The organism is Burkholderia sp. BCC1640, from assembly GCF_902833125.1.
Taxonomy (GTDB): domain Bacteria; phylum Pseudomonadota; class Gammaproteobacteria; order Burkholderiales; family Burkholderiaceae; genus Burkholderia; species Burkholderia diffusa.
This window is the reverse complement of sequence record NZ_CADFEF010000014.1, coordinates 72177-98070: the sequence shown is the minus strand read 5'-3', so window position 1 is coordinate 98070 and position 25894 is coordinate 72177. Positions and strand designations below refer to the sequence as shown.

Genomic DNA, 25894 nt, shown 5'->3' with positions numbered 1-25894 from the left:
CGCAGGATGCATGCACCGAATGGCGCATGCGTGACGTTTCGCAACCTTCGTGACGGTTCCGCGACGCGGCCCACGCCGCCTAGGCGGCCGCGTCGGCGCGCGGCTCCGCGACCGACAGGCGCTTGAGCGCCGCCTGCACTTCCTCCGGCTCGAATGCGGCCAGCACGTCGGCCGTGGGCTTCTCGAGCGCCTTCAGATGCGCACGCAGAATCTCCTGCTTCACGACCAGCAACTGGCTCGGATGCATCGAGAATTCGGTGAGCCCCATCCCGAGCAACAGGCGCGTGAGCGCCGGATCGCCCGCCATCTCCCCGCACACCGACACCGACACGCCGGCCCGCTTCGCTTCGCGCAGCGTGTAGGCGATCAGGTGCAGCACCGCCGGATGCAGCGGGTCGTACAGGTGCGCGACCGCATTGTCCGCGCGGTCGATCGCGAGCGTGTACTGGATCAGGTCGTTCGTGCCGATCGACAGGAAATCGAAGCGCTTCAGGAACAGCGGCAGCGCGATCGCCGCGGCCGGAATCTCGATCATCGCGCCGATGCGCACGTTCGGATCGTACGCGAGCCCCGCGTCGTCGAGCTGGCGCTTCGCCTCGCGGATCAGGTCGAGCGTCTGGTCGATCTCCTGCGCGTGCGCGAGCATCGGGATCAGGATCTTCACCTGCCCGAACGCGGACGCGCGCAGGATCGCGCGCAGCTGCGTGAGGAACATCTGCGGCTCGGACAGGCTCCAGCGGATCGCACGCAGGCCGAGCGCCGGGTTCGGCGCCGTCTCGTAGCCTTCGTCGAGCGCCTCGAGCGGCTTGTCCGCGCCGACGTCGATCGTGCGGATCGTCACCGGCATGCCCTTCATCCACTCGACCGCGCGCTTGTACGCGGCGAACTGCTCCTCCTCCTCGGGCATCTCCTTCTGATGCATGAACAGGAACTCGGAGCGGAATAGCCCGACGCCGACCGCGCCGGCCTCGACCGCCGCCTTCGCGTCGTCGGGCAACTCGATGTTCGCGTACAGCTCGATCTTCGTGCCGCACAGGGTTTGCGTCGGCGAAAACTTCAGCCGCTGCAGCTTGCGTTGCTCGAGCAGCTTCTCGGACTGACGGTACGAATATTCCTCGAGGACGATCGGCGCGGGATCGACGATCACGATCCCCTGGTCGCCGTCGACGATGATCAGGTCGTCCTGCCGAATCAGCGCGCTCGCATGCTGGACGCCGACCGCGGCGGGAATGCCGAGGCTGCGCGCGACGATCGCCGTGTGCGACGTGCGGCCGCCGAGATCGGTGACGAACGCCTGGAACGACTGCGACTTGAACTGCATCATGTCGGCCGGCGCGATGTCGTGCGCGACGACGATCATCTCGCTCTGGCCTTGCGCGGCGGCGCCATCGAGCGCCTGCGACGCCGACGGCGCACCGGCGAGCGCTTTCAGCACGCGCTCGACCACCTGCTCGATGTCGGCCTTGCGCTCGCGCAAGTATTCATCCTCGATGTCGTCGAAGTGGCGCGTGAGCAGCTCGAGCTGCTCGGTCAGCGCCCATTCGACGTTGTAGCGTCGCGTGCGGATCAGGTCGATGGTTTCCTGCACGAGCATCGCGTCGCTCAGGATCATCGCGTGGACGTCGATGAACGCGGCCACTTCGGTCGGGGTGTCGTCGGTCAGGTCGGCGCGCAGCGCCTCGAGCTCGTGATGCACGACCTCGCGCGCCGTGCTGAAACGCGCGACCTCGGCGTCGATCTGGTTCGCCTCGACCAGGTAATGGGCGACGTCGAGCGCCGCCGGCGCGATCAGGTACGCTCGCCCGATCGCGATACCACGTGAGACGGGAATGCCATGCAGCGTGAAGGACACGCGCACCTCCTCTGTACATGTAAAGCCGCGGCACACTGCTGCGATGCGCTTATGACCCCGGTTAGCGATTATAAATTCCGTACCTCCATGCTGACAGCGTGCAGCGCAGCATTGCCATTTCCGCATCAATGCCGCGGACGAAAAAAATGCCGCGACAAACGCGGCATTCTGCTTCGAAACGACAACGATCCCGCGCGGGGATCACTGACCTTCGCCGAACTTGTCCGCGATCAGCTTGAGCAGCGCATCCATCGCCTCGCGCTCGTCGGGACCTTCGGTCTCGATCGTCACGGTGCTGCCGATGCCCGCCGCGAGCATCATCACGCCCATGATGCTTTTTGCATTGATCTTGCGTCCGTTGCGCGTCATCCAGACTTCCGACTGGAAGTTGCCGGCCAGTTGCGTAAGCTTGGCCGATGCGCGTGCATGGAGCCCCAATTTGTTGACGATGGTGGTTTCTTGTTGAAGCATGGTTCTCGGTCGGGTCGGTCGCGGCCGCCGGCGACGTGCGTCGGCGGGTCGGTCTAAAACGGAAAACGGGGCAGTTAGTGCGATTCGGTGCGCGGTTGCGGCTCGGGCGGAATCGGCGCGCATTGGCCGCAGCCGACTTCGGTCGGCGGCGGCGGTGTGCCGGCCGCGACTTCGTGGACGCCCTTCGCGCCGCCGGACAGCGCCTTGTCGACGAGCTTGTCGAGCGGCACGGTCCGGTAGCAGACGGCCCGCACCAGCATCGGCAGGTTCACGCCCGCCAGCACGCGCACGTTGTCGAGCTTCGCGAGCTGGCCCGCGATGTTCGCAGGCGTCGCGCCGTACATGTCGGTCAACACGACGACGCCATTTTCTTCCCTGAGCCGCGCGAGCTCCGCGTGCGCGAACGCCATCACCTGAGTGGGATCGCTGTCCGCCAGCACGTCGATGCAGCCGATGCGCGCGGGCACGCCGCCGTAGATGTGCGCGATGCAGTCCCGCAGCGCGGTGGCGAGCGGTGCGTGCGCGATGATCAGAATCCCGGCCATGTCAGACTGCCCCCGGCCGCCCCTGGCGGGCCGACGCCCCGCAGCGGGGCAACGAGCGTAGCGAGTGAGGGAATCGTTTCATGTTCAGCCTTGCAACGGTTTCGGCCCGACCGCCGGGCCTTCGGCGCGCTGGTCGCGGCACCGGGCAAGCGGGCATTGTAGCAGGCCGGTCGAACCGCTCCGGCGACGGGGGACCTGCGCGGCCGCCGCCGGGCTTGCGCGGAAAGCGGGCTACGCGGCCGCCCGCTCCAGCGCGTCGATGAACATCGCGGCGACGTCGAAACCCGTCTGCTCCATGATTTCGCGGAAGCACGTCGGGCTCGTCACGTTCACCTCGGTCAGCCAGTCGCCGATCGCGTCGAGCCCGACCAGCAGCAGCCCGCGCGCGGCGAGCACCGGCCCGAGCGTCTCGGCGATCTCGCGGTCGCGCGGCGTCAGCGGCTGCGCGACGCCGAGCCCGCCCGCGGCGAGATTGCCGCGCACTTCGCTGCCTTGCGGAATCCGCGCGAGCGAATACGGCACCGGCTCGCCCGCGATCAGCAGAATGCGTTTGTCGCCGGCCGTGATCTCGGGGATGAACTTCTGGATCATCAGCGAGCGCGTGCCGTCGTGGCCGAGCATCTCGATGATCGCGCCGAGATTCATCCCGTCGGCCTTCACGCGGAACACGCCCATCCCGCCCATGCCGTCGAGCGGCTTCACGATCACGTCGCCATGCTCGGCGTGGAACGCACGCAAGCGCGCGGCGTCGCGCGTGACGAGCGTCGGCGCGACGAACTGCGGAAACTCGCCGATCGCCAGCTTCTCCGAATGATCGCGGATCGACTGGGGCTTGTTGAACACGCGTGCGCCCGCGCGTTCGGCAAGCTCGAGCATCCAGGTGGCCGTCACATACTCCATGTCGAACGGCGGATCCTTGCGCATCAGCACCGCGCCGAACGACGTCAGCTGACGCGATTCGTGCGCGCCCGTCTCGTACCACGGATGGCGATGCAGGTCGGCCGTGTCGCCGACGATCGTCACGCGCTGCACGTCCGCCTCGACGCCCGAGCCCGTCCACGCGAGCTGGTGCGGCTGGCACGCGTAGACCGCATGCCCGCGCCGCGCGGCCTCCGCCATCATCGCGTAGGTCGAATCCTTGTAGATCTTGAAGCGCTCGAGCGGGTCGGCGATAAAGAGAATGTCCATGCGGGTCCTGTACGTAGCGAAGCCGTTACACCTGGATGGCTTCGGGATCGGTCTTTTCCAGTTCGATCGACGACGCGATCAGCGACAGGCGCGCGACGACGCCGTACATGTAGAAACGGTTCGGCGGCGCGGCGCCCGGCTTCGCGCCGGCATCCGGCAGCGCGGTGTGCTCGAAGCCGAGCGGCACGTAGTGCATGCCGGGCGCGTTCAGGTTCTGGTCGCGCTCGCGGCCGCCGTGCGTGCGGTAGAAACCGCCGACCACGTAGCGGTCGATCATGTACACGACCGGCTCCGCGACTTCGTCGCCGACGCGCTCGAACGTGTAGACGCCTTCCTGCACGATCACGTCGCGCACCGCGAGGCCGGCCTTCGACTCGGCCATCTGCGCGCGCTCGGCCTTCGACATGCGGCCGATCTCGGCCGCGTCGTGCACGGTCATCACGCCGCGCCCGGCGGTGCCCGCGTCGGCCTTCACGACGACGTACGGCTTTTCGCTGATCCCGTATTCGCGATACTTGCGCGCGATCTTCTTCAGCACGCCGTCGATCGCGTCGGCGAGCGCCTGCTCGCCTTCATGGCCCTGCCAGTCGACGCCTTCGACGTGCGCGAAATACGGATTCACCATCCACGGATCGACGCCGACCATCTTCGCGAACTTCTTCGCGACGTCGTCGTAGCACGAGAAGTGCGTCGACTTGCGGCGCACGGCCCAGCCCGCGTGCAGCGGCGGCAGGAGGTACTGCTCGTGCAGGTTTTCCAGCACGGCGGGAATCCCGGCCGACAGGTCGTTGTTCAGCAGGATCGAGCACGGATCGAAATTCTTCAGACCGAGACGGCGCTGCGAACGCTCGAGCGGTTCGAGCACGATCTTCTGGCCGTCGGCCAGCGTGATCGGCGTCATGTCGGTGATGCTCGGGTCGAGCGAGCCGAAGCGCACGTTCAGGCCGGCCTGGCGCATGATCGTCGCGAGCCGTGCGACGTTTTCCAGGTAGAACGCGTTGCGGGTCGGCAGCTCGGGAATCACGAGCAGATTCTTCGCGTCCGGGCAGATCTTCTCGATCGCGGCCATCGCGGCCTGGACGGCGAGCGGCAGCACTTCGGACGGCAGATTATTGAACGCGCCGGGGAACAGGTTCGCGTCGACGGGCGCCAGCTTGAAACCGGCGTTGCGCAGGTCCACCGAACAATAGAACGGCGGGGTGTGTTCCTGCCATTCGAGCCTGAACCAGCGTTCGATCGCAGGCGTCGCGTCGAGGATCTTCTGCTCGAGCTCGAGCAGCGGACCGTTCAACGCGGTAACGAGGTGGGGAACCATGAATCACTCGCGAGCGGGAGAATGAAGATTGTAGAGCAATTGCCCCGCCCATTTGGGGATTGTTCCCGGCTTCGCAAGGGTTTGGAGGAAGTTTTCGGCTATTGACCCGATAGCGTGAAGGGTTATGCGCTACGGCAGCACGCGGCAGGAGAAAAAAAGCCCGCCGGGCGGGCGGGCCGAAGTCGCTGCGCTCATTCGGGGCGGGCGCCGTCTGCGCGGCGGCCCGCCGTCATCCGTACGACTTATTCGACGTGCTCGCCGTGCAGCACCACGTCGAGGCCTTCGCGCTCTTCCTCTTCGGTCACGCGCAGGCCGATCGTCAGGTCGATCAGCTTCAGCAGCACGAAGCTCAGCACGCCGCTGTACACCAGCGTGATCAGCACGCCCTTGGCCTGCAGCAGCAGGCTGCCGTCGGCGCCGCCGATGTCCTTGACCGCGAACACGCCCGTCAGCAGCGCGCCGAGAATCCCGCCGATGCCATGCACGCCGAACGCGTCGAGCGAATCGTCGTAGCCGAGCTTCGACTTGAGCCACGTCGCCGACCAGAAGCACACGACGCCTGCCGCGATACCGATCACGAGCGCACCCGTCACGCCGACGAAGCCGGCGGCCGGGGTGATCGCGACGAGGCCCGCGACCGCGCCCGACACGATGCCGAGCACCGACGGCTTGCCGTGCGAGATCCATTCGGCAAACATCCAGCCGAGCGCCGCGCACGCCGTCGCGACTTGCGTCGTCAGCATCGCGAAGCCGGCACGGCCGTCGGCCGCGACCGCGGAACCCGCGTTGAAACCGAACCAGCCCACCCACAGCATCGAGCCGCCGATCATCGTCAGCACGAGGTTGTGCGGCGCCATCGACTCACGACCGAAGCCGACGCGCTTGCCGAGCATCAGGCACGACACGAGGCCCGCGATACCGGCGTTGATGTGCACGACGGTGCCGCCCGCGAAGTCGAGCACGCCGTCGGCCGACAGCCAGCCGGTCGGCTCCCACACCATGTGCGCGATCGGCACATAGACGATCAGCGACCAGAGCGTCATGAACACGAGCATTGCCGAGAACTTCATCCGGTCGGCGAACGCGCCGCAGATCAGGGCCGGCGTGATGATCGCGAACGTCATCTGGTAGACGAAGTAGACCGATTCCGGAATCGTCGTCGCCAGGTGGCTGACGGTCAGCGTGGTCGCCTTGTCGCCCTTCACGTAGCTCATGCCGTGCAGGAACGCGCGCGACAGCCCGCCGATGAAGCCGTTGCCCGGCGTGAACGCGAGGCTGTAGCCGACCACCGTCCACAGCACCGTGATCACCGCGGTGATCGCGAAGCTCTGCATCACGGTAGCGAGCACGTTCTTCTTGCGGACCATGCCCGCGTAGAACAGCGCGAGGCCGGGGATCGTCATGAACAGCACGAGCGCGGTGGACGTCAGCATCCACGCGGTGTCGCCGGCACTGATCTTCGACGAATCGACGGAGAACGGCTCGGTCGGCGCGGCGGGTGCGGCCGGCGCGGACGCGGCGGCAGCGGCCGATGCGTCGGAGGCGGCGCCCGAAGCGGGTGCGGCGGCAGCGGCAGGTGCCGATGCGTCCGTGGCGGCCGGTGCCGAAGCAGCCGGAGCGGCGGCGGCCGACGCATCGGACGCCGTTGCGGCGGGCGCGGACGCAGCCGCGGCGGAAGCCGCGTCGTCGGCGAGCGCGGGGCCGACACCGGCCGCGATCAGCGAACCGGCCATCAGCAGGGACATCAGAAGTTTGCGCATCTCGGGTTTCCTCTTGTCGCTTGTCTTTGTCTGTTACAGCGCGTCTGCGCCGGTCTCCCCGGTCCGGATCCGGATCACTTGCTCGATCGGCGTGACGAAGATCTTCCCGTCGCCGATCTTGCCGGTGCGGGCGGCACGCTCGATCGCCTCGACCGCCTGGTCGACGAGATCGTCGGACACGGCCGCCTCGATCTTCATCTTCGGCAGGAAATCGACCACGTATTCGGCGCCCCGGTACAACTCGGTGTGCCCCTTCTGGCGCCCGAACCCTTTCACCTCAGTGACCGTGATGCCCGAGACGCCGAGCGCGGAGAGCGCTTCGCGCGTCTCATCGAGCTTGAACGGCTTGATGATTGCGGTAATCAGTTTCATGAAGTCCTCTCGCTGGGTGGTCCCGTCGAATTGGTTGGAATGGTGTAACGGTCTCTCCTCAGCAACTCGCATGCCATGTTCGTGCGAAGACCGCCTCGAACCGCTCTTAAACAGGGTCGCATCTGATGCTGAAAGGTGCGGAAGCCCGGCCGAATGGCCAACATGGCCCGGTTTGCTGGCGCGCCGAAAGGATCGTTGCTAGAGTGCACGCACGTCCCGGCTTACCGGGCCATTCACCCATGCGGGCGCCGTGCCCGGAAATCGCGCCGCGGGCGCACCATTTCCGGTCATGCGTGCATCATGGGCACGTATGCAACTGAATATGCACACTTTTTGTGCAAGGAAGGAAATCTCATGAAGCAACCCAGCGACGTTTTCAACGACCTGCAGTCGCGCGTCAGCGATCTGCTGAAAAACTCGCCGGCCAAGGATGTCGAGCGCAACGTGAAGGCCATGTTGTCGCAAGGCTTCTCGAAGCTCGATCTCGTCACGCGCGAGGAGTTCGACACGCAGGCACATGTGCTCGCCCGCACTCGCGTGCGTCTCGAGGAACTCGAGAAGCGCGTCGCGGAACTCGAGCAGAAGCTCGCAGCGTCCCAGGCCTGACGCCCCCACCCGACCGACTGGTCCGGGCGCGGGCCGCCTCGTGCGGCCCGCGCCTGTCCCCCGGAAATCAGCCAGTCGGCTAGCCGTTTTGTCGTTCTTCGCTGTTCCTCGCTCTTCGCAGTTCGTCGTTCCTCGTTCTTTCCCGCGCCACGCCGGCAGCGCGCACCGATTCCTCCGATTCCCGCGGCATGCGGCCCCGAACGGCCGTAGCCCGTCCGATTCATCTACAGGAGCCTCGCCATGTCGCTCGCCGTGGTGCGCAGTCGCGCGCCGGCGGCCGGCCGCGCGCCGGACGTCACCGTCGAAGTTCATCTTGCCAACGGGCTGCCGTCGTTCTCGATCGTCGGCCTGCCTGATCTCGAAGTCCGCGAAAGCCGCGAGCGCGTGCGCGCCGCGCTGCAGAACTGCGGATTCGACTTCCCCGTCAGGCGTATCACCGTCAATCTCGCGCCGGCCGACCTGCCGAAGGAATCGGGCCGCTTCGACCTGCCGATCGCGCTCGGCATCCTCGCCGCGAACGGCCAGCTCCCGGCTGATGCGCTGGCCGGCCGCGAATTCGCGGGCGAACTGTCGCTGACCGGCGCGCTGCGGCCGATGCGCGGTGCGTTCGCGATGGCGTGCGGCGCCGCGCGCGACTGGCGCGCGGGTCATGCCGCAGCGGACCTCGATTCCGGTCACGGTTCCGGTTTCGATTCCAGCGGCCATTCCGGCGTCGATTGCATCGCGATATCCGGCGTGTCAGCCCGGTCGCGCCCGCCCGAGCTGTACCTGCAGCTCGACAGCGCGGCCGAGGCGGCGCTGGTGCCGGGCGTCACCGTGTTCGGCGCGCCCGACCTCCCCGCGCTGTGCGCGCACCTGGCCGGCACGCCGGATGCCCGGCTCACGCCGGTCGCGGCGCCCTGCCTCGACGGCGTGCCGGCGCCCGCCGCGCCCGATCTCGCGGACGTCGTCGGCCAGCGCGGCGCCCGGCGCGCGCTCGAAGTCGCTGCCGCGGGCGGGCACCACATGCTGATGATCGGGCCGCCCGGCGCCGGCAAGTCGATGCTCGCCGCGCGGCTGCCCGGCCTCCTGCCGCCGCTGACCGACGACGAGGCGCTGACGTCGGCCGCACTCCTTTCCGCGAGCCGCATCGGCTTCTCGCCCTCGCAATGGCGGCGGCGCCCGTTCCGCTCGCCGCACCATTCGTCGAGCGCCGCCGCGCTGGTCGGCGGCCGCAACCCGCCTCAGCCGGGCGAGATCACGCTCGCGCACCTCGGCGTGCTGTTTCTCGACGAGCTGCCCGAATTCGACCGGCACGTGCTGGAAATGCTGCGCGAGCCGCTCGAAGCGGGCCGCATCACGATCTCGCGCGCGGCGCAGCAGGCCGACTTCCCCGCCGCCTGCCAGCTGATCGCCGCGATGAACCCGTGCCCGTGCGGCTGGCACGGCGATCCGTCCGGGCGTTGCCGCTGCACGCCCGATGCCGCCGCGCGCTACCTGCGCAAGCTGTCGGGCCCGCTGCTCGACCGGATCGACATCCAGATCGACCTGCCCGCGCTGTCGCCGGCCGAACTCGCGTCGCGCGCGACGGCACCGGGCGAGCCGAGCGCGGCGGTCGCCGCACGGGTCGCCCAGGCGCGTGCGCTGCAACGCGACCGGCAGGGCAAGACCAATCACATGCTGAGCGGCCGAGAAACCGACGACCTGTGCCGGCCGACCGACGACGGCGAGCGGCTGTTGCGTGAGGCCGGCGAGCGCTTCGGCTGGTCGGCGCGCGCGTATTTCCGCGTGCTGAAGGTCGCGCGCACGATCGCCGATCTGGCCGGCGACCCGTTGCCGACGGCCGCGCAGATCGCCGAAGCGATCCGCTACCGGCGTGCGCTCACGGCGCTGTGAGCGCCTTCGGAGGACAAAATACGGCTGTCAAGACTTGACTTATGCACAATTTCACGAATCCGGCCCCGGATCACCCTGCATGGGCGCCCTTTCATCGCAAAATTCGTATCTCTTTGTTTTTATTGTTTTTTCGCAAAGTGATCACGAGCTCTGAAATGCGCCGGACGGCCGTCCGGCGCGGCTTTGCGGGAGATTCGATCAACTTTTCAACAAAGTTATCCACATGCACTGTGGATAGCCGAAAAATCCCCGCAAAATCCAGCGATTAGCGTCGAAAGCTGCGAATGAACTTTCAATTGTCACAGAGCGTCCAAGCGCCCTCGCCGGCCGCTGTCAGTCGAGTTTGAACGAACCGAAAAACTGGTCGAGCTGCTCCTGCGCGAGCGGCCGGTCGGCGATCGCGACGGCCTGGTACGCGTGCCGGCCCCGCGCCACGAGCCGCGCGACGATCGTCTTGTGCGAATGGTCGCCGCCGCTGGCCGCGCCCGCGACGCGCAGTTCGAGCCCGTTCACCGCGCCGCCGGCCGCGAGCGGCACCGGCACCGAGGCCGTCTGCGGCACGCCTTCGAGATTGCGCGACAACCCGGACCGCAGAAACTCGAGCGCCGCGCGGCGCGTATCGTCGCGGTCGTCGGGCAGCGTCAGCGTGCCGACCGCGAACACCGCGCCGTCGACGTGCGCGGCCTGCATCCGCATCGGCATCGACGCGCCGCCGACCGCCACCGGCTGATCCTCGACGGTCGGCTTCGCCGGCAGGTCGATCGTGTAGCCGGCGTCGTTGTGCAGCGTGCGCCAGTCATACGATGGCGAGCACGCGGCCAGCGCCGCGCTCACGCATGCGAGCGCGGCGAAGTGTCGCAGCGGACGAAAAAGGGGGCACAACGAATGGAGAACTTCCTTCGGCATGGCAGTGATGGGGACAGGCAAAAACGCCCATTATCCGCCGAAGCCGACACCCGGTATGCGTGGCGGCCGCCGGTGCGCGCGCCGCATTCGCGCTAAAATGAGCGCCGAATTTCGACGTCCTTTGCATCGATCCGCGTCATCGACCGACTCCGAGAGCACCGCAGATGAACACCACGACTCCCGCCCAGCGCCGCACCGGCCCCGTCCGCTATATCGTCGCGGCCGTCGTCGTCGCGGCCATCGCCGTTGCCGGCTTCTTCGCCTTCAACGGCAAGTCCACCGTGCCGGACGCCACGTTCACGCTGCTGTCGGGCCAGAAGGTGTCGACGGCCGGCGACCTGAAGGGCAAGGTCTACCTCGTGAATTTCTGGGCGACGAGCTGCGCGACCTGCATGCAGGAAATGCCGCAGATGGTCGATACCTACAATCGCTTCAAGGGCCAGGGGCTGGAATTCGTCGCGGTCGCGATGAACTACGATCCGCCGATGTACGTCGCGAACTACGCGCAGACGCGTCAGCTGCCGTTCAAGGTCGCGCTCGACGACGGCAGCGTCGCGAAGCAGTTCGGCAACGTGCAGCTCACGCCGACGACCTTCGTCGTCGACAAGGACGGCAAGATCCTGAAGCGCTACGTCGGCGCCCCGCAGTTCGCGGAACTCGACGCGCTGCTCAAGAAGGCACTCGACGGCAACGCGGCCTGAGCGCCGCACGACAAGACTCGCAGGGCCGCCCACCGCGCCCTGCTCCGCACCACGGACCGCCCGACCGGCCAGCCCGGTTCCGCGGTCCGTCTCTTTTTCAGCGCTCGGTTTCGCCTTTCGCCGACAGCCCGTAGCGCTTCATCTTCTCGTACAGCGTCGCCTTGCCGACATGCAGCCGGTCGGCCGTCGCGGCGACCGCGCCGCCCGTCTGGTTCAGCGCCTCGGCGATCACCGCGCGCTCGAACTGCTCGATGCGCTCCTTCAGCGTCTGGTCGCTCTCCGCATCGTCGCCGCCCGCGCCGGCTTCCTGCGGCATGTCGGCGACGCCGAGCACGAAGCGGTCGGCCGCGTTGCGCAGCTCGCGCACGTTGCCGGGCCAGTCGCGCTGCATCAGGCTCGCACGTTGCCGGTCGGTCAGCACGGGAGCCGGCCGCCCGTAGCGCACGGCCGCGTCGAGCATGAAGTGCTCGAACAGCGGCACGATGTCCTCCCGGCGCTCGGCGAGCGGCGGCAGCGCGATGGTCACGACGTTGAGCCGATACAGCAGGTCGCGCCGGAACGTGCCGGCCGCGACGAGTTCGCTCATGTCGCCCTTCGCGGCCGCGACGACGCGGCAGTTCACGCGGATCGGCTGGTTCGAGCCGAGCCGTTCGAGCACGCCGTCCTGCAGCACGCGCAAGAGCTTCACCTGCAGCGCGAGCGGCATGCTTTCGATTTCGTCGAGGAACAGCGTGCCGCCGGATGCGTATTCGAGCTTGCCGACGCGACGCTTCGCGGCACCGGTGAACGCGCCGGGCTCGTAGCCGAACATCTCGGACTCGAACATCGGCTCGGGCAGCGCGCCGCAGTTCACCGCGATGAACGGCTTGTCGCGACGCGGCGACAGCTCGTGCAGGCTGCGCGCGATCAGCTCCTTGCCGGCGCCCGTGTCGCCGTTGATCAGCACCGATGCGTCGGTGGGCGCGACGTTCGCGATCAGCTTGCGCACCTGTTCGATCGCCGGGCTGCGGCCGATGATGCGCGGCGCGACGATGTTCTGCCCGGCCAGCTCGCGCCGCAGCGCATGGTTCTCGAGCACCAGCTCGCGCCGCTCGAGCGCGCGGCGCACGGTCTCGATCAGCCGCTCGGCCGCGAACGGCTTTTCGATGAAGTCGTACGCGCCGTCGCGCATCGCCTGCACGGCCATCGAGATGTCGCCGTGGCCGGTGACGAGGATCACCGGCACGTCGGGCACGCGCTCGCGGCACTGCGCGAGCAGGTCGAGCCCGCTCGCGCCGGGCAGCCGGATGTCGCTGACGATCGCGCCGGCGGTTTCCGCGACGATCGCCTTGTCGGCCGCCTCGGCCGATTCGAACCCGACGACGTCGAACCCCGCGAGCTGGAGGCTCTGCACGCTCGCCCGGCGAACGAGCGCATCGTCTTCGATATAGATCACTTGCAGCCGGTTGGCCATCTTGGTCACTTGCTCCTGACAGGCCGCGCGGCGCTGGTGCGCGCGGCTCTCGTTGATGCCGGTCGCGGGCCCTAGTGCGAGCCCGCCGGTTCGGACACCGAGTCCGGATGATGCGTGCGCGCGCGCCGCAGCGTCAAGACGAACAGCGCGCCGCCGGACGGGGCATTGCGCGCGGTCAGCGCCCCGCCCGCATCGCTCGCGATCGACGACGAGATCGCGAGGCCCAGCCCGAGCCCGCGCCCCATTTCCTTGGTCGTGAAGAACGGTTCGAACAGGCGCGGCAGCAAGTCGGGCGCGATGCCGGAGCCGTTGTCGCGCACCTCGATCGCGAGCGTCGCGACCGACACCGCGATCGTCACTTCGATCGCCGGTGCCGCGACGCCCGCGACCGCGTCGAGCGCGTTGCCGATCAGGTTGATCAGCACCTGTTCGAGGCGCAGGTCCTCGCAGCGGGCGACGAGTTCCGGATAGTCGCACGCGAGGTCGAGCGGTGCATCCTGCGCGGACGACACCGTCGCATCCTGCAGCGTCAGCGTGAGCGCGACGCCGCGCAGCCGGTCGCCGAGCAGCGACAGCACGCTGCGCAGCGCGCGCACGACGAGCGCCCGTTCGTTGCGCGGCTTCGCGCGGCCGACGAACAGCTTCAGCTGATTGGTGATCTTGCCCATCCGCTCGGTCAACGCGGCGATCGCCTCGAGGTTCTCGCGCGCGGCCGCCTGCTCGCCGCGATCGAGCAGCACGCGCGTGTTGTCCGAGAAACTGCGCAGCGCCGCGAGCGGCTGGTTCAGTTCATGCGTGATGCCGGCCGCCATCTGGCCGAGCGCGGCGAGCTTGCTCGCCTGGATCAGTTCGTCGTGCGCGGCGCGCAATTCCTGTTCCGCGCGGATCCGGTCGCCGACCTCCTTCTGCAATTGCTCGTTCGCCTCCGACAGGTCTGCCGTGCGCTCCTCGACGCGCCGGTTCAGCTCCGCATACGCCTGCTGCAGCAATGCGCGGCCGCGGATCATCTCGCGCACGCGTGCGCGGCGCATGCGCCAGTAGAACGCGAGCAGCGCGACCGACACGAAGCCGAAGCCGGTGACGATCGTCGCGTTGCGCGCGTCGGCGTCGATGGGCGCGATCGGCGCGAGCGTCACCAGCAGCCAGTCGGGCTCGCCGATCCGCCGCTTGCTCGCGAGGAAGCGCGGCGCGCGCAGGCCGGGACCGAGGCGCACGATCTCCGCGTCGGCGTCGAGCACCTGCTCGACGCGCAGCGGCAGCGGCGTGACGGGCTGCTGCGCGTACTGGCGCGTCTCGTAGATCGACGCGGCGACGGGCCCCGTCAACGGATGCAGCGTGTGATATTTCCACGCGGGCACGGACGACAGGAACACCACGCCGTGATCGTCCGCGACGACGAGCGGCTCGGACGCGTCGGCGCCCTGGAACCATTCGAGATTGAGCTTCACGACGACGACGCCCGCGATCCTGCCGTCGCGCCACACCGGCTGCGAGATGTAGTAGCCGGGATCGCGCGAGATCGTGCCGATCCCGAAGAAGCGGCCGACCTGGCCGCCCATCGCATCGATGAAATACGGACGAAACTGGTATCCGGTCCCGACGAAGCTGTCGGGCGCGCGCCAGTTGCTGGCGGCGACGCACAGGCCGTCCGCACCGATCACGTAGGTGACGGTCGCATGGGCGTGTTCGTTGAGGTCTTCGAGATAACGGTTCGCGCGCGCGGTGAAATCGGCGCGCTTCGGCTCGGCGAGCAGGTCCAGCACGTACGGGTGGCTGCCGAGCAGATAAGGCAGCGACTCGTAGCGGTCGAGCGTGCTCTTGAGCGCGTTGGTAGTGCGGTCGACGCGCACCGCGGCGTTGCGCTGCAGCTCGGCGACGCCGCGCCGCCACGTGACGGTCCACGTCAGCGCGCACGCCGCCGCGAGCGCGGCGGCAAGCACGACGAGGATGAGCAGGCGGCGCTTCACGGACGTGACTTCCTGGCGATGCGGATCGCCTATTGTGTCATAGGGCTCCGCATCGCCGCCCGGGCCGCCGCGCGGCGCGCCGCCCGCGGGCGGTGCCGCCGCCTGCTCCTTCATGACGTCAGACGCCGGCCGTCTCGGTCGTCGTGACCTCGCCGCCGCCCTTCAGCGCCTGGCGCAGCTTGTTGCGGTCGAGTTCCTTTTCCCAGGCCGACACGACGACGGTCGCGACGCCGTTGCCGATGATGTTGGTCAGCGCGCGGCATTCGCTCATGAAGCGGTCGATGCCGAGGATCAGCACCATGCCCGACAGCGGGATCGTCGGCACGACGGCGAGCGTCGCGGCCAGCGTGATGAAGCCCGCGCCCGTGACACCGCTCGCGCCCTTCGACGTCAGCATCGCGACCGCGAGCAGCGTGAGCTGCTGCATCCACGTCAGTTCGATGTTGGTCGCCTGCGCGATGAACAGCACGGCCATCGTCATGTAGATGTTGGTGCCGTCGAGGTTGAACGAGTAGCCGGTCGGCACGACGAGGCCAACCACCGAGCGCGAGCAGCCGGCCTTCTCCAGCTTCTCCATCAGCTGCGGCAGCGCCGCTTCCGACGAGCTCGTGCCGAGCACGATCAGCAGCTCTTCCTTGATGTACGACACGAAGCGGATGATCGAGAAGCCCGTGGCGCGTGCGATCGCGCCGAGCACGACCAGCACGAACACGACCGAGGTCAGGTAGAACGTGCCGATCAGCTTGAGCAGCGGCACCAGCGAGCCGACGCCGTACTTGCCGATCGTGAACGCCATCGCGCCGAACGCGCCGATCGGCGCCAGCTTCGTGACGATGTGCACGATGCCGAACAGCACGCGCGTGAGGCCGTCGATGAAGTCGGTCACGACCTTGCCGCGCTCGCCGAGGTGCGCGAGCACGCTGCCGAACAGCAGCGCGATCAGCAGGATCTGCAGGATTTCGCCCTGCGCGAACGCATCGACCATCGTGTTCGGGATGATGTGCATCAGGAAGTCGACCGTCGACTGCCCGTGCGCCTTCGCCGCGTACGACGCGACTTCCTTGCCGTTCAGCGTCGCCGGATCGATGTTGAAGCCGACGCCCGGACGCAGGATGTGCGTGGCCGCGAGGCCGAGCAGAAGCGCGAAGGTCGACACGATCTCGAAGTACAGCAGCGCCTTGCCGCCGACGCGGCCGACCTTCTTCATGTCCTCCATGCCGGCGATGCCGGTGACGACCGTACAGAAGATGATCGGTCCGATCACCATCTTGATCAGCTTGATGAAGCCGTCGCCGAGCGGTTTCATGTCGGTGGCGAGCGCCGGGTAGAAGTGGCCGAGGATCACGCCGACGATGATGGCGAAGATCACCTGCACGTAGAGCACTTTGTAGAAGGGTTTCTTCTTCACGATGGTTCCTGCTGAAGTAGATGAGCCGGTGGAAACGGCGTCACGCGCGCGGACGAATGTCAGGGGAAGAGCCATTCGCCCGCGCGGCTGCCGTGCCGCAACAAGCGATGCCTCAGGACGTCCGGAGGGAGTGGAAGGCAGTGGTCATCGATTGTCTCCTTGGTTTAATAGTCAGGCCGGGGGGATGGCCGTGCTTTTCATATCGCAAGGTCGATGCCAGGTTTCCGGAACCCCTCAAGCCGTTGTTTTCATTGTATTTCTCATAATGCGGCAGGCAAGGAAATCCGGGATTCCGGATTTCCGGAAAATATCCGTCCGGCGATCCGGACGGAGGGATCGTTTCATCCGACGAATCAATGCTGCACGGCCTCACCGGCCAGCACGCCCGTCTGCGCGTAGAACTCCTGCCGCGCGAAGGCTTCGCGCTCGCGCCGCGCGCGCTCGCCGCGGTCCGCGAGCGAGCCGACGACGATCCCGACGAACGCGAGCGGCACCGACACGAGCGCCGGGTTGTCGAGGAACACCGGCGCATGCGCGTGATGCAGCACGTCGACCCACACCGACTTCGACAGCACCGTGAGCGCCACCGCCGACGCGAGGCCCAGGCCGCCGCCGAGCACCGCGCCGCGCGTCGTCATCCCGCGCCAGAAGATCGACATCGCGAGCACAGGGAAATTCGCGCTGGCGGCCACCGCCGCGACGAGGCCGACCATGAACGCGACGTTCACGTGCTCGAACAGGATCGACAGCGCGATCGCGACCGCGGACAGCCCGATCGTCGCCGCGCGCGAGATGCGCATCTCCAGCCGCTCGTCGGGCTTGCCGCGCGCCCACATCTGCGCATACAGGTCGTGCGAGATCGTGGTCGCGCCGGCGAGCGTCAGCCCGGCGACCACCGCGAGGATCGTCGCGAACGTGACGGCCGCGATGAAACCGTAGAACCAGTTGCCGCCGACCGCCTGCGCGAGCTTCACGGCGACCATGTTCGAGCCGCCGAGCAGGTCGTGCGTCAGGTTGAAGGTGCCGTTCGCGCCGAGCCGGAAGAATTCCGGATGCTGCGCGAGCAGCACGATCGCCGAGAAGCCGATCACGAACGTGAGCAGGTAGAAGTAGCCGATGAAGCCGGTCGCGTAGAGCACCGACTTGCGCGCCTCCTTCGCGTTCGGCACCGTGAAGAAGCGCATCAGGATGTGCGGGAAGCCGGCCGTGCCGAACATCAGCGCGATGCCGAGCGACAGCGCGTTGGCCGGATCGCGGATCAGCTTGCCGGGCCCCATGATCGACAGCGCGCCCGGATGCACGGCCACCGCGCGGCGGAACATCTCGTCAACGCTGAAGCCGAATTCGCCGAGCGCGAGCAACGCGAGCAGCGTCGCGCCGCACAGCAGCAGCACGGCCTTGATCACCTGCACCCAGGTGGTCGCGGTCATCCCGCCGAAGAACACGTACACGACCATCAGCACGCCGACGATCAGCTCGGCCGTGCCGTACGACAGCCCGAACAGCAACTGGATCAGCTTGCCCGCGCCGACCATCTGCACGACCAGGTACAGCACGACGATCGTCAGCGCGTTCGCGGACGTCAGCAGCCGGATCGGCCGCTGCGCGAAGCGGTACGCGACGACGTCGACGAACGTGAACTTGCCGAGGTTGCGCAGCGGCTCGGCGATCAGGAACATCACGAACGGCCAGCCGACCAGGAAGCCGATCGAGTAGATCAGCCCGTCGAAGCCGAACATGAACACCATCCCCGACAGCCCGAGGAACGACGCGGCCGACATGTAGTCGCCCGCGATCGCGAGCCCGTTCTGCAGCCCGGTGATGCCGCCGCCGGCCGTGTAGAAGTCGCGTGTCGAGCGCGTGCGGCGCGCGGCCCAGCGCGTGAGCGCGAGTGTCGCGAACACGAACGCGAAGAACATCGCGATCGCGACCGGGTTCAGTTCGACCTTGTCGGGCATCGGCCCCGCGACGGCGCTCGCGCGCGCGGCGGAGGTGAAGAAAACGAGAACGGCCAGCGCGCCGAGCGCGCGCGAGATGCGTCGCATGTCTGCCTCCGTCACGAACGTTGCAGGATCGCGTCGACGCGGCGGTCGAACGCACGGTTCGCGCGCAGCACGTAGCACGCGGTCAGGCCGATCGCGACCAGGATGATCGCGACGCCCGCGACGATCCCGACCGTGGTCGTCGCGCCGCGGTACAGCGGCGTGGCCAGCACGCGCGGCGCGAGCGCGACGAGCAGGATGAAGCCGTAGTAGGTGGCGATCATCAGCGCCGTCAGCGTGAAGCTGAAGCGGCGTCGCGCACGCACGAGCTGCTGGTAGTCACGGCGCGCCGTGACCGATTCGATGACGGAATGCTCCATGGTGTCTCCGATGTCCCCTCGTCGTTCGCGAGGCGTGTCTTATGGATGGTCGGCGCGCGTCGACTGCTCCGCCCGCGCCGCGGCGGCAATACATGACACGCGCTACACGACGCGATCCGCACGCAGCCGCGCCAGGTCGTCCGGCGACAGCCCGAGCCAGCGACCGAGCACGTCGTCCGTATCGGCGCCGAGCACCGGCGGCGCACCGCGCACCGGCAGGCGCGCGCCGTCGAAGCGATACGGCGGCGCGAGCACGTCGACGCCGCCCGCGACCGGATGCGGCTGCCGCGTGACGAGCCCCGCGCGGGTCGCGCGCTCCGACGTCAGCGCGTCGTGCAGCCCGAGCACCTCGCCGCACGGAATGCCCGCATCGGCGAGTGCCGCGAGCAGCATCGCGCGCGGCCGCCGCGCGAGTTCGCCGCGAATCTCCGGCAGCAGCGCGGCGCGGTTTTCCGAGCGGCCGAGGTTGGTCCTGTAGCGGTCGTCCGCGGCGAGATCGGGCCGCTCGATCGCATCGCAGAAACGTGCGAACTGCGTGTTGTTGCCGACCGTGATCACGAGCGGGCCGTCGGCCGCATCGAACACGCCGTACGGCACGATCGACGGATGCGCGTTGCCGTAGCGCGGCGGATCCTCGCCCATCAGCAGCGCGTCGAGCCCGTAGTACGCGGTGATCATCAGCCCGCAGTCGAACAGCGCCATCTCGATGCGCCGTCCGCGCCCCGTCGCGTGGCGCTCGTACAGCGCGGCGAGGATCGCCTGCGCCGAATACATGCCGGTGAACAGGTCGACCGCCGCGACGCCGAATTTCAGCGGCGGCTGGCCGGCCTCGCCGTTCAGCGCCATCAGCCCCGCCTCGCCCTGCACGACGAGGTCGTAGCCGGGCCGCGCGGCCTCCGGGCCCGAGCGGTCGTAGCCGGAAATCGCGCAATGCACGAGCCGCGGATTCAGTTCGGCCAGCGCGTCGTAGCCGAGGCCGAGTTTCTCCGCACCGCCGAACTTGAAGTTGTGGATCAGCACGTCGGCCTGCGCGGCCAGCTCGCGCGCGATGCGCTGCCCTTCTTCGGTCTGCAGGTCGACGCAGATCGACCGCTTGCTGCGGTTCACGCTGTTGAAATACGTGGTCTCGGTCTCGCCGATCCGCAGCCCCCAGTCGCGCGTGTCGTCGCCGCGCACCGGATGCTCGACCTTGATCACGTCCGCGCCGAAATCGGCGAGCACCATCGCGCTCCACGGGCCCGCGAGCACGCGCGAGAAATCGAGCACCTTCACGCCGGCCAGCGGCAACGCGCGCGGGTCGTTCGTCATCCTTGTCTCCTCCATTCGCGTCGCATGCCTTTACTGTTTCGACAGCGCGATGTAGCGCGCGAGATGATGATCCTCGTCGCCGAGCTGGTGATCGATCATCACGAGCCGCTTCGCGTAATGCGACAGCGGCAGCTCCCACGTCATCCCGATCCCGCCGTGCAGCTGGATGCTTTCCTCGGCGACGAGCGTGCCGATCCGGCCGATGCTGTATTTCGCCGCCGCGAGCGCGCGCTCGCGCACCGCGCGCGGCGCATCGAGCTGCGCGGCCGCGTTGATCACCGCCGAGCGCGCCTGCTCGACTTCGAGCAGCAGATCGGCCATCCGGTGCTGCAGCGCCTGGAAGCTGCCGATCGGCAGCCCGAACTGCTTGCGCGTGCGCAGGTATTCGAGCGTCGCGTCCTTCGCGACGTCCATCGCGCCGAGCGCCTCCGCCGACAGCGCCAGCAGCCCGTAGCCGAGCACGCGTTCGAGCAGCGCGGCGCCGGCATCTCCGTCCCGAGCATCCGGCGCGCCGAGCGCGGCATCGGCCGGCAACACGACGCGCTCGAAACGCACTTCGGCCGCGCGACCGCCGTCGATCTTCCTGTAGTCGCGCAGCGACACGCCCGGCGCGTCGGCCGGCACGACGAACAGGCCGATGCCGGCCGCGTCGTCGTCATGACCGGACACGCGCGCGCTGACGACGAAGAACGCCGCCTGCGCGGCCTGGTCGACGACGCCCTTCGCGCCCGTCAGCACCCAGCCGTCGCCGTCGCGCTCGGCGCGCGTGCGCACGGTCGTCAGTTCGTAGTGCGAGCCCGGCTCGTCGTGCGCGAACGCGGCGCTCGCGCTGCCGTCGATCAGCGCGGCAAGCCGTTCGCGATGCGCGTCGCCGCCGGCGAGCGACAGCGCGCGGCCCGCGAGCAGCGCGCCGAGGAACGGCTCGACGACGAGCCCGCGCCCGAGGCATTCGAACACCACGGCGATATCGAAACCCGCGCCGCCGAAGCCGCCGTCGGCTTCGGGAAACAGCGCGCCGACCGCTCCGAGTTCGGCGAAGCGCCGCCACATCGCGCGATCGAATCCGTCGGTCGACTGCGCGATGCGGTCGCGCACCGGGAACGCATACTGTTCGGCGATGAAGCGGTTCAACGTGTCCGCCAGCATCCGGCGGTCTTCTGTGTGCTGGAAATCCATCGTCGCGTCCCTCGTTACAGCCCGAGCATCATCTTCGCGATGATGTTCTTCTGGATCTCGTTCGAGCCGCCGAAGATCGACAGCTTGCGGTTGTTGAAGTATTGCTGCGCGGCGCTCGCGGCCCCGTCTGGGCCGACCGGCTCGCCGTCGTGATCGGCGTCGAGCGCCTCCTCGACGAACGGCTGCGCGTACGGCCCCATCGCGCGGCGCATCAGCGCGGTGATTTCCTGGCGGATCTGCGTGCCGCGGATCTTCAGCATCGAGCTTTCCGCGCCCGGCACGCCGCCGCCCGCGACCGCAGCCAGCACGCGCAGGTTGGTCGTGCGCATGTTCTCGAGCTCGATCTCGACGCGCGCGATGCGCGCCGCGAAGAACGGATCGTCCGCGAGCGGCCGGCCATTCTTCGTCACCTTCGCGGCGACCGCGCGCAGCCGGTCGAGCGCGGCCGTCGAGAAGCCGATTCCGGCGATGTTGGTGCGCTCGTACGTGAGCAGGTATTTCGCGTAGGTCCAGCCGCGGTTCTCTTCGCCGACCAGGTTCTCCACGGGCACGCGCACGTCGGTGAAGAACACTTCGTTCACCTCGTGCTCGCCGTCGAGCGTGATGATCGGGCGCACTTCGACACCCGGCGTGGCCATGTCGATCAGCAGGAAGCTGATGCCCTCCTGCTTGCGCACGTCGGTCGCGGTGCGCACGAGGCAGAAGATCATGTTCGCGTAGTGGCCGAGCGTGGTCCACGTCTTCTGGCCGTTCACGACGTAGTGATTGCCGTCGCGCACCGCGCTCGTCTTCACCGCCGCGAGATCGGAACCGGCGCCCGGCTCCGAATAGCCCTGGCACCACCAGTCGGTGCCGTCGAGAATGCGCGGCAGCCAGTGGCGCTTCTGCGCTTCGTCGCCGTACCTGATCAGCACGGGCCCGAGCATGTTGACGCCGAACGGGACGATGCGCGGCGCGCCGGCGAGCGCGCATTCGTTGTCGAACAGGAATTTCTGCGCGACGCTCCAGCCGGGGCCGCCATACTCGCGCGGCCAGTGGCTCGCGAGCCAGCCGCGGGCATTCAGGATTGCGTGCCATTCGCGCATGTCGTCGCGCGTCAAATGCAGGCCGCTCTTCACCTTGCGCGCGGTGCGCGCGGGCAGTTCGGCGGCGAGAAAGCGCTGCACTTCGGTGCGGAACGCTTCCTCTTCGGGCGTGAAATTGAGGTCCATCGTGAGTCCGTTGCGAATGCGGTGGGCGTTCAGTCGATATGGTTCAGGCTCGCGAAATCCGCGCCGCGCTCGACCAGCTCGACGATCAGCGGCGAAGGCTTCCAGAACAGCGGATCCTCCTTCGCGAACGCGCGGATGTCGGCAAGCACGTTCGCGAGGCCGACCGTGTCCGCGTAGTGCATCGGGCCGCCGCGATAGCGCGGGAAGCCGTAGCCGTACAGGAACACCGCGTCGACGTCGAGCGGGCGCAGCGCGATCTTCTCGTGCACGACGTTCGCGCCTTCGTTGATCATCGCGGCGAGGTAGCGGCGCATGATCTCGTCGTCGGTGAACGTGCGCGGCGCGATGCCCTTCTTCGCGCGCTCGTCGGCGACGATCGCCTCGACTTCCGGGTCCGGCGTGCCGACGCGCGCGCCGTCCGGATACAGGTAATAGCCGCGCGCGGTCTTCTGCCCGAACCAGCCGCGCTCGCACAGCCGGTCGGAAATTTCCACGTAGCGGGCGCGCGGGTCGCGCGTCGCCGCGCGGCGCTTGCGGGTCGCCCAGCCGATGTCGCCGCCCGCAAGGTCGACGACCTGGAACGGCCCCATCGGAAAACCGAATTCGCGCACCGCGCGGTCGATCTGGTAAGGCGATGCGCCGTCTTCCATCAGGTAGTCGGCGGCGGTGCGATAGACCGCGAGGATCCGGTTGCCGATGAAGCCGTCGCACACGCCGGCGCGCACCGGCGTCTTCTTCATCTGTTTCGCCAGCGCGAACGCGGTCGCGACGACGTCCGCGCTCACGCGCGCCGGCACGACGATCTCGAGCAGCTTCATCACGTTGGCCGGCGAGAAGAAATGCAGGCCGATCACGTCGGCCGAACGGTCGATGCTGGCAGCCAGCTCGTCGATGTCGAGATACGACGTGTTGGTCGCGAGCACCGCGCCCGGCTTGCACACGCGCGCGAGTTCGGCGAACACCGCCTTCTTCACGCCCATGTCCTCGAACACGGCCTCGATCACCACGTCGGCCTGCGCGAGCGCGTCGTACGACGTGCTGCCCTTGAAGCGCGCGAGCCGCGCCGCGTGCGCGGCCGGCGTCATCCGCCCCTTCGCGACGAGGCCGTCGTACACCTTCTCGACATGCGCGCGGCCGCGCGCGAGCGACGCTTCGTCGCGTTCGATCATCGTCACGGGCAGTCCGGCGTCGAGCGCCGCGACCGCGATGCCCGCGCCCATCGTGCCGCCGCCGACCACGCCGATCCGCTCGACTGGACGCGCGCTCGCGCGCCGCGCCTCGGGTGCCTTCGCGGCCTCGCGTTCCGCGAAGAACGCGTGCACGAGGCCCGCGCGCTGCGGGCTGTCGATGCATTGCAGGAACAGGCTGCGTTCGAGCTTCATCCCCGCGTCGAACGACTGCGTGAGCGCAGCCTCGACCGCATCGACGATCTTCGCCGGCGAGAACAGGCCGCGCGACTTCTTCGGCAGCTCGGCGCGCGCCGCATCGATCGCGGCCTGCGCGGCCGCGCGATCGGCGAGCCCCTGCGCATCGCGCGTGCGCCGCGCCGGCGCGCCGAGCGACACGAGTTCCTGCGCATAGGCGAGACCTTCGGCGAGCGTGTCGTCGCTGTGCGCGACGCGATCGACGAGGCCGAGCGCGAGCGCTTCGTCGGCGCTGGCGTGACGCCCCGTCAGCATCAGGTCGAGCGCGGCCTTCGCGCCGATCAGGCGCGGCGTGCGCTGCGTGCCGCCCGCGCCGGGCAGCAGGCCGAGCGTGACTTCGGGCAGGCCGAGCTTCGCACCGGGCACCGCGAGCCGGTAATGCGCGGCGAGCGCGACCTCGAGGCCGCCGCCGAGCGTCGCGCCGTGCAGCGCGACCACGACCGGCTTCGCGCTCGATTCGATCCGCTCGCATACGTCCGGCAGCGACGGCGGCACCGGCGGCTTGCCGAACTCGCGGATGTCGGCGCCCGCGATGAAGTTGCGGCCGGCGCCGACGATCAGCACCGCGCGAATCGCGTCGTCGGCCTGCGCGGCGTCGAGCGCGTCGGCGAGACCGCGCCGCACGTCGGCGGACAGCGCGTTGACGGGCGGATGGTCGATCGTGACGACGAGCACCTTGTCGCGCCGTTCGCGCGTGACGGTGACGGTGACGGTGACGGTGCCGGCGCCGGAAGGTTCGGGGGAAGCGGGTGAATTCATCGTGTCTCCAGTGCGGTGCGCCGCGCGGGCGGAACCGGTCGTCGGGCCGGCGAGCGGTGCCGGCTCCCGAGCCTGGTGCCGCGCGGCGGGAAACGATCCGGCGTGGTTGCCGGGCATGACTCGATTCTCGATTGATCGAGATTCATTGACAATTCCCGCGCGCCTTTACAAGCTGTCAAGTCTGACTTGACATTGGATGCTTTCGGACCGTTTCCGGCCCTTAAGCGGGCCGGATCGGGAGACACAAGACATGGACCTGAACGCGCTGACGCTGCTCGTCGAGATCCTCGATGCGGGCAACCTGAGCAAGGCCGCGCAGCGGCTCAAGATGAGCCGCGCGAACGTCAGCTACCGGCTGAACCAGCTCGAGCGCTCGATCGGCCAGCAACTCGTGCGCCGCACGACGCGCCGCATCGAGCCGACCGAGATCGGGCTGAAGCTGTACGAGCACGGCCGGCGCATCCGCAACGAACTGCTCGCCGCGCAGGAATCGGTGACGACGCTCGGCCAGGACCTGCAGGGCCGCGTACGGCTGTCGGTGCCGAGCGGCTACGGGCAGATGGTGATGTCCGAGTGGCTGCTCGCGTTCAAGCGGCTGCATCCGGGCATCGTGCTCGACGTGGTGTTCGAGAATCGCGTGGAGGACCTGATGCGCGACGAAGTCGACATCGCGATCCGCGTGATGTCCGAACCGCCGCAGAATCTCGTCGCGCGCGACATGGGCGCGGTGCGCTACGTCGCGTGCGCGTCGCCCGCGTTCGCGGCCGCGCACGGGATGCCCGCGAGCCTCGGCGCGCTGGCCGCCGCGCCGGTCGTCACCGCGACGGTGCTGGGGCGGCAGTTGCGGATCGCCGCGTATCTCGGCGACGAACGCCACGAGGTGCTGCTCGAACCCACGCTGATTTCGGAGAACTTCCTGTTCCTGCGCCAGGCGATCCTCGCCGGGATCGGCGTCGGCATCGTGCCCGACTACGTGATGCAGGACGATATGCGGCGCGGCACGGTCGTCACCTCGCTCGACGCGTACCGGCTCAGCATCTTCGGCACGCACATGTACATGCTCTACATGCCGAACCGGCACCACACGCGCGCGACCGCGACGTTCATAGAGTTCATCCTCGAACAGGCCGGGAAGACCGGCCGGGGCGGGCCCGACGGGATGCGTCAGGGTTTCCTGTCGGGTGACAACCCGCCGGCCGCGCGGCGACAATAGCGCGCCGCCCGCGCGGAGCGCG

At 68.3% G+C, this 25894-nt stretch carries 21 protein-coding genes; 4 read left to right on the top strand and 17 right to left on the bottom strand.

The features are described 5' to 3' along the window. Positions 1 to 79: 79 nt before the first annotated feature. The 7 genes from ptsP to HWX25_RS16990 all read right to left on the bottom strand — a co-directional run bounded on the left by ptsP (position 80) and on the right by HWX25_RS16990 (position 7503). A complete protein-coding gene (ptsP, locus tag HWX25_RS17020) occupies positions 80 to 1852 on the bottom strand; it encodes a phosphoenolpyruvate--protein phosphotransferase (protein WP_059526298.1) in 1773 nt (590 codons plus the stop codon). Between the two features lie 201 nt (positions 1853 to 2053). After that, positions 2054 to 2323 (bottom strand): HPr family phosphocarrier protein, encoded by a 270-nt coding sequence (locus HWX25_RS17015; protein WP_006477716.1) that lies wholly within the window; start codon positions 2321 to 2323, stop codon positions 2054 to 2056. A 74-nt stretch (positions 2324 to 2397) separates the two neighbouring features. Next, positions 2398 to 2868, bottom strand: a complete 471-nt coding sequence (locus tag HWX25_RS17010) for a PTS fructose transporter subunit IIA (protein ID WP_059526247.1) — start codon at positions 2866 to 2868, stop codon at positions 2398 to 2400. 231 nt (positions 2869 to 3099) lie between these two features. Further along, complete coding sequence (gene gshB, locus HWX25_RS17005) at positions 3100 to 4056, bottom strand: glutathione synthase (RefSeq protein WP_175909295.1); 957 nt, start codon at positions 4054 to 4056, stop codon at positions 3100 to 3102. Positions 4057 to 4081: 25 nt separating this feature from the next. Continuing rightward, complete coding sequence (gshA, locus tag HWX25_RS17000) at positions 4082 to 5371, bottom strand: glutamate--cysteine ligase (protein ID WP_059451518.1); 1290 nt, start codon at positions 5369 to 5371, stop codon at positions 4082 to 4084. Between the two features lie 242 nt (positions 5372 to 5613). Continuing rightward, positions 5614 to 7131, bottom strand: coding sequence for an ammonium transporter (locus HWX25_RS16995; protein WP_059819831.1), 1518 nt, complete (start codon positions 7129 to 7131; stop codon positions 5614 to 5616). A gap of 33 nt (positions 7132 to 7164) precedes the next feature. Then, a complete protein-coding gene (locus HWX25_RS16990; protein WP_006398175.1) occupies positions 7165 to 7503 on the bottom strand; it encodes a P-II family nitrogen regulator in 339 nt (112 codons plus the stop codon). A 354-nt stretch (positions 7504 to 7857) separates the two neighbouring features. On the opposite strand from HWX25_RS16990, the gene HWX25_RS16985 reads away from it, so the two are divergent. Then, positions 7858 to 8109: an accessory factor UbiK family protein gene (locus HWX25_RS16985; RefSeq protein WP_059526259.1), complete on the top strand. Its 252-nt coding sequence runs from the start codon at positions 7858 to 7860 to the stop codon at positions 8107 to 8109. A gap of 240 nt (positions 8110 to 8349) precedes the next feature. Next, complete coding sequence (locus HWX25_RS16980; RefSeq protein WP_175909292.1) at positions 8350 to 9984, top strand: YifB family Mg chelatase-like AAA ATPase; 1635 nt, start codon at positions 8350 to 8352, stop codon at positions 9982 to 9984. 333 nt (positions 9985 to 10317) lie between these two features. Here HWX25_RS16980 and HWX25_RS16975 read toward each other — a convergent pair whose 3' ends face one another. Continuing rightward, a complete protein-coding gene (locus tag HWX25_RS16975) occupies positions 10318 to 10890 on the bottom strand; it encodes a hypothetical protein (protein ID WP_175909291.1) in 573 nt (190 codons plus the stop codon). Between the two features lie 164 nt (positions 10891 to 11054). Between HWX25_RS16975 and HWX25_RS16970 the strand changes: the two genes are divergently transcribed. Beyond that, on the top strand, positions 11055 to 11591 hold the full coding sequence (locus tag HWX25_RS16970; RefSeq protein ID WP_175909289.1) for a TlpA disulfide reductase family protein: 537 nt from the start codon (positions 11055 to 11057) through the stop codon (positions 11589 to 11591). Positions 11592 to 11688: 97 nt separating this feature from the next. Here HWX25_RS16970 and HWX25_RS16965 read toward each other — a convergent pair whose 3' ends face one another. The 9 genes from HWX25_RS16965 to HWX25_RS16925 all read right to left on the bottom strand — a co-directional run bounded on the left by HWX25_RS16965 (position 11689) and on the right by HWX25_RS16925 (position 24659). After that, positions 11689 to 13044, bottom strand: a complete 1356-nt coding sequence (locus HWX25_RS16965; RefSeq protein ID WP_059465914.1) for a sigma-54 dependent transcriptional regulator — start codon at positions 13042 to 13044, stop codon at positions 11689 to 11691. 71 nt (positions 13045 to 13115) lie between these two features. Then, positions 13116 to 15125, bottom strand: coding sequence for an ATP-binding protein (locus HWX25_RS16960; RefSeq protein WP_175909286.1), 2010 nt, complete (start codon positions 15123 to 15125; stop codon positions 13116 to 13118). Between the two features lie 4 nt (positions 15126 to 15129). Further along, entirely contained in the window at positions 15130 to 16419 is a 1290-nt protein-coding gene (locus HWX25_RS16955) for a dicarboxylate/amino acid:cation symporter (protein ID WP_059526276.1), read from the bottom strand. Between the two features lie 353 nt (positions 16420 to 16772). Next, complete coding sequence (gene actP / locus HWX25_RS16950) at positions 16773 to 18464, bottom strand: cation/acetate symporter ActP (protein ID WP_175909284.1); 1692 nt, start codon at positions 18462 to 18464, stop codon at positions 16773 to 16775. Between the two features lie 11 nt (positions 18465 to 18475). After that, the gene (locus HWX25_RS16945; protein WP_175909282.1) at positions 18476 to 18781 is read right to left on the bottom strand and encodes a DUF485 domain-containing protein; all 306 of its coding nucleotides are present in this window, start codon (positions 18779 to 18781) and stop codon (positions 18476 to 18478) included. A gap of 102 nt (positions 18782 to 18883) precedes the next feature. Then, positions 18884 to 20089 carry a CaiB/BaiF CoA-transferase family protein gene (locus tag HWX25_RS16940; protein ID WP_175909280.1) on the bottom strand — a complete coding sequence of 402 codons (1206 nt, stop codon included), beginning with the start codon at positions 20087 to 20089 and terminating at the stop codon, positions 18884 to 18886. Between the two features lie 30 nt (positions 20090 to 20119). Further along, the gene (locus HWX25_RS16935; RefSeq protein WP_175909278.1) at positions 20120 to 21265 is read right to left on the bottom strand and encodes an acyl-CoA dehydrogenase family protein; all 1146 of its coding nucleotides are present in this window, start codon (positions 21263 to 21265) and stop codon (positions 20120 to 20122) included. Positions 21266 to 21279: 14 nt separating this feature from the next. Then, positions 21280 to 22476 (bottom strand): acyl-CoA dehydrogenase family protein, encoded by a 1197-nt coding sequence (locus HWX25_RS16930; protein ID WP_175909276.1) that lies wholly within the window; start codon positions 22474 to 22476, stop codon positions 21280 to 21282. Between the two features lie 29 nt (positions 22477 to 22505). Next, entirely contained in the window at positions 22506 to 24659 is a 2154-nt protein-coding gene (locus HWX25_RS16925) for a 3-hydroxyacyl-CoA dehydrogenase NAD-binding domain-containing protein (protein WP_175909274.1), read from the bottom strand. 250 nt (positions 24660 to 24909) lie between these two features. Between HWX25_RS16925 and HWX25_RS16920 the strand changes: the two genes are divergently transcribed. Beyond that, the gene (locus HWX25_RS16920) at positions 24910 to 25872 is read left to right on the top strand and encodes a LysR family transcriptional regulator (RefSeq protein WP_059691426.1); all 963 of its coding nucleotides are present in this window, start codon (positions 24910 to 24912) and stop codon (positions 25870 to 25872) included. Positions 25873 to 25894: the final 22 nt, after the last annotated feature.

Excerpts from the sequence above, each read along its gene's own strand:
- HWX25_RS17015 (WP_006477716.1), bottom strand. The coding sequence starts at position 2,323 with ATGCTTCAACAAGAAACCACCATCGTCAACAAATTGGGGCTCCATGCA.
- HWX25_RS17010 (WP_059526247.1), bottom strand. The coding sequence starts at position 2,868 with ATGGCCGGGATTCTGATCATCGCGCACGCACCGCTCGCCACCGCGCTG.
- gshB (WP_175909295.1), bottom strand. The coding sequence starts at position 4,056 with ATGGACATTCTCTTTATCGCCGACCCGCTCGAGCGCTTCAAGATCTAC.
- gshA (WP_059451518.1), bottom strand. The coding sequence starts at position 5,371 with ATGGTTCCCCACCTCGTTACCGCGTTGAACGGTCCGCTGCTCGAGCTC.
- HWX25_RS16995 (WP_059819831.1), bottom strand. The coding sequence starts at position 7,131 with ATGCGCAAACTTCTGATGTCCCTGCTGATGGCCGGTTCGCTGATCGCG.
- HWX25_RS16990 (WP_006398175.1), bottom strand. The coding sequence starts at position 7,503 with ATGAAACTGATTACCGCAATCATCAAGCCGTTCAAGCTCGATGAGACG.
- HWX25_RS16985 (WP_059526259.1), top strand. The coding sequence starts at position 7,858 with ATGAAGCAACCCAGCGACGTTTTCAACGACCTGCAGTCGCGCGTCAGC.
- HWX25_RS16980 (WP_175909292.1), top strand. The coding sequence starts at position 8,350 with ATGTCGCTCGCCGTGGTGCGCAGTCGCGCGCCGGCGGCCGGCCGCGCG.
- HWX25_RS16975 (WP_175909291.1), bottom strand. The coding sequence starts at position 10,890 with ATGCCGAAGGAAGTTCTCCATTCGTTGTGCCCCCTTTTTCGTCCGCTG.
- HWX25_RS16970 (WP_175909289.1), top strand. The coding sequence starts at position 11,055 with ATGAACACCACGACTCCCGCCCAGCGCCGCACCGGCCCCGTCCGCTAT.
- HWX25_RS16965 (WP_059465914.1), bottom strand. The coding sequence starts at position 13,044 with ATGGCCAACCGGCTGCAAGTGATCTATATCGAAGACGATGCGCTCGTT.
- HWX25_RS16960 (WP_175909286.1), bottom strand. The coding sequence starts at position 15,125 with ATGAAGGAGCAGGCGGCGGCACCGCCCGCGGGCGGCGCGCCGCGCGGC.
- actP (WP_175909284.1), bottom strand. The coding sequence starts at position 18,464 with ATGCGACGCATCTCGCGCGCGCTCGGCGCGCTGGCCGTTCTCGTTTTC.
- HWX25_RS16945 (WP_175909282.1), bottom strand. The coding sequence starts at position 18,781 with ATGGAGCATTCCGTCATCGAATCGGTCACGGCGCGCCGTGACTACCAG.
- HWX25_RS16940 (WP_175909280.1), bottom strand. The coding sequence starts at position 20,089 with ATGACGAACGACCCGCGCGCGTTGCCGCTGGCCGGCGTGAAGGTGCTC.
- HWX25_RS16935 (WP_175909278.1), bottom strand. The coding sequence starts at position 21,265 with ATGGATTTCCAGCACACAGAAGACCGCCGGATGCTGGCGGACACGTTG.
- HWX25_RS16930 (WP_175909276.1), bottom strand. The coding sequence starts at position 22,476 with ATGGACCTCAATTTCACGCCCGAAGAGGAAGCGTTCCGCACCGAAGTG.
- HWX25_RS16925 (WP_175909274.1), bottom strand. The coding sequence starts at position 24,659 with ATGAATTCACCCGCTTCCCCCGAACCTTCCGGCGCCGGCACCGTCACC.
- HWX25_RS16920 (WP_059691426.1), top strand. The coding sequence starts at position 24,910 with ATGGACCTGAACGCGCTGACGCTGCTCGTCGAGATCCTCGATGCGGGC.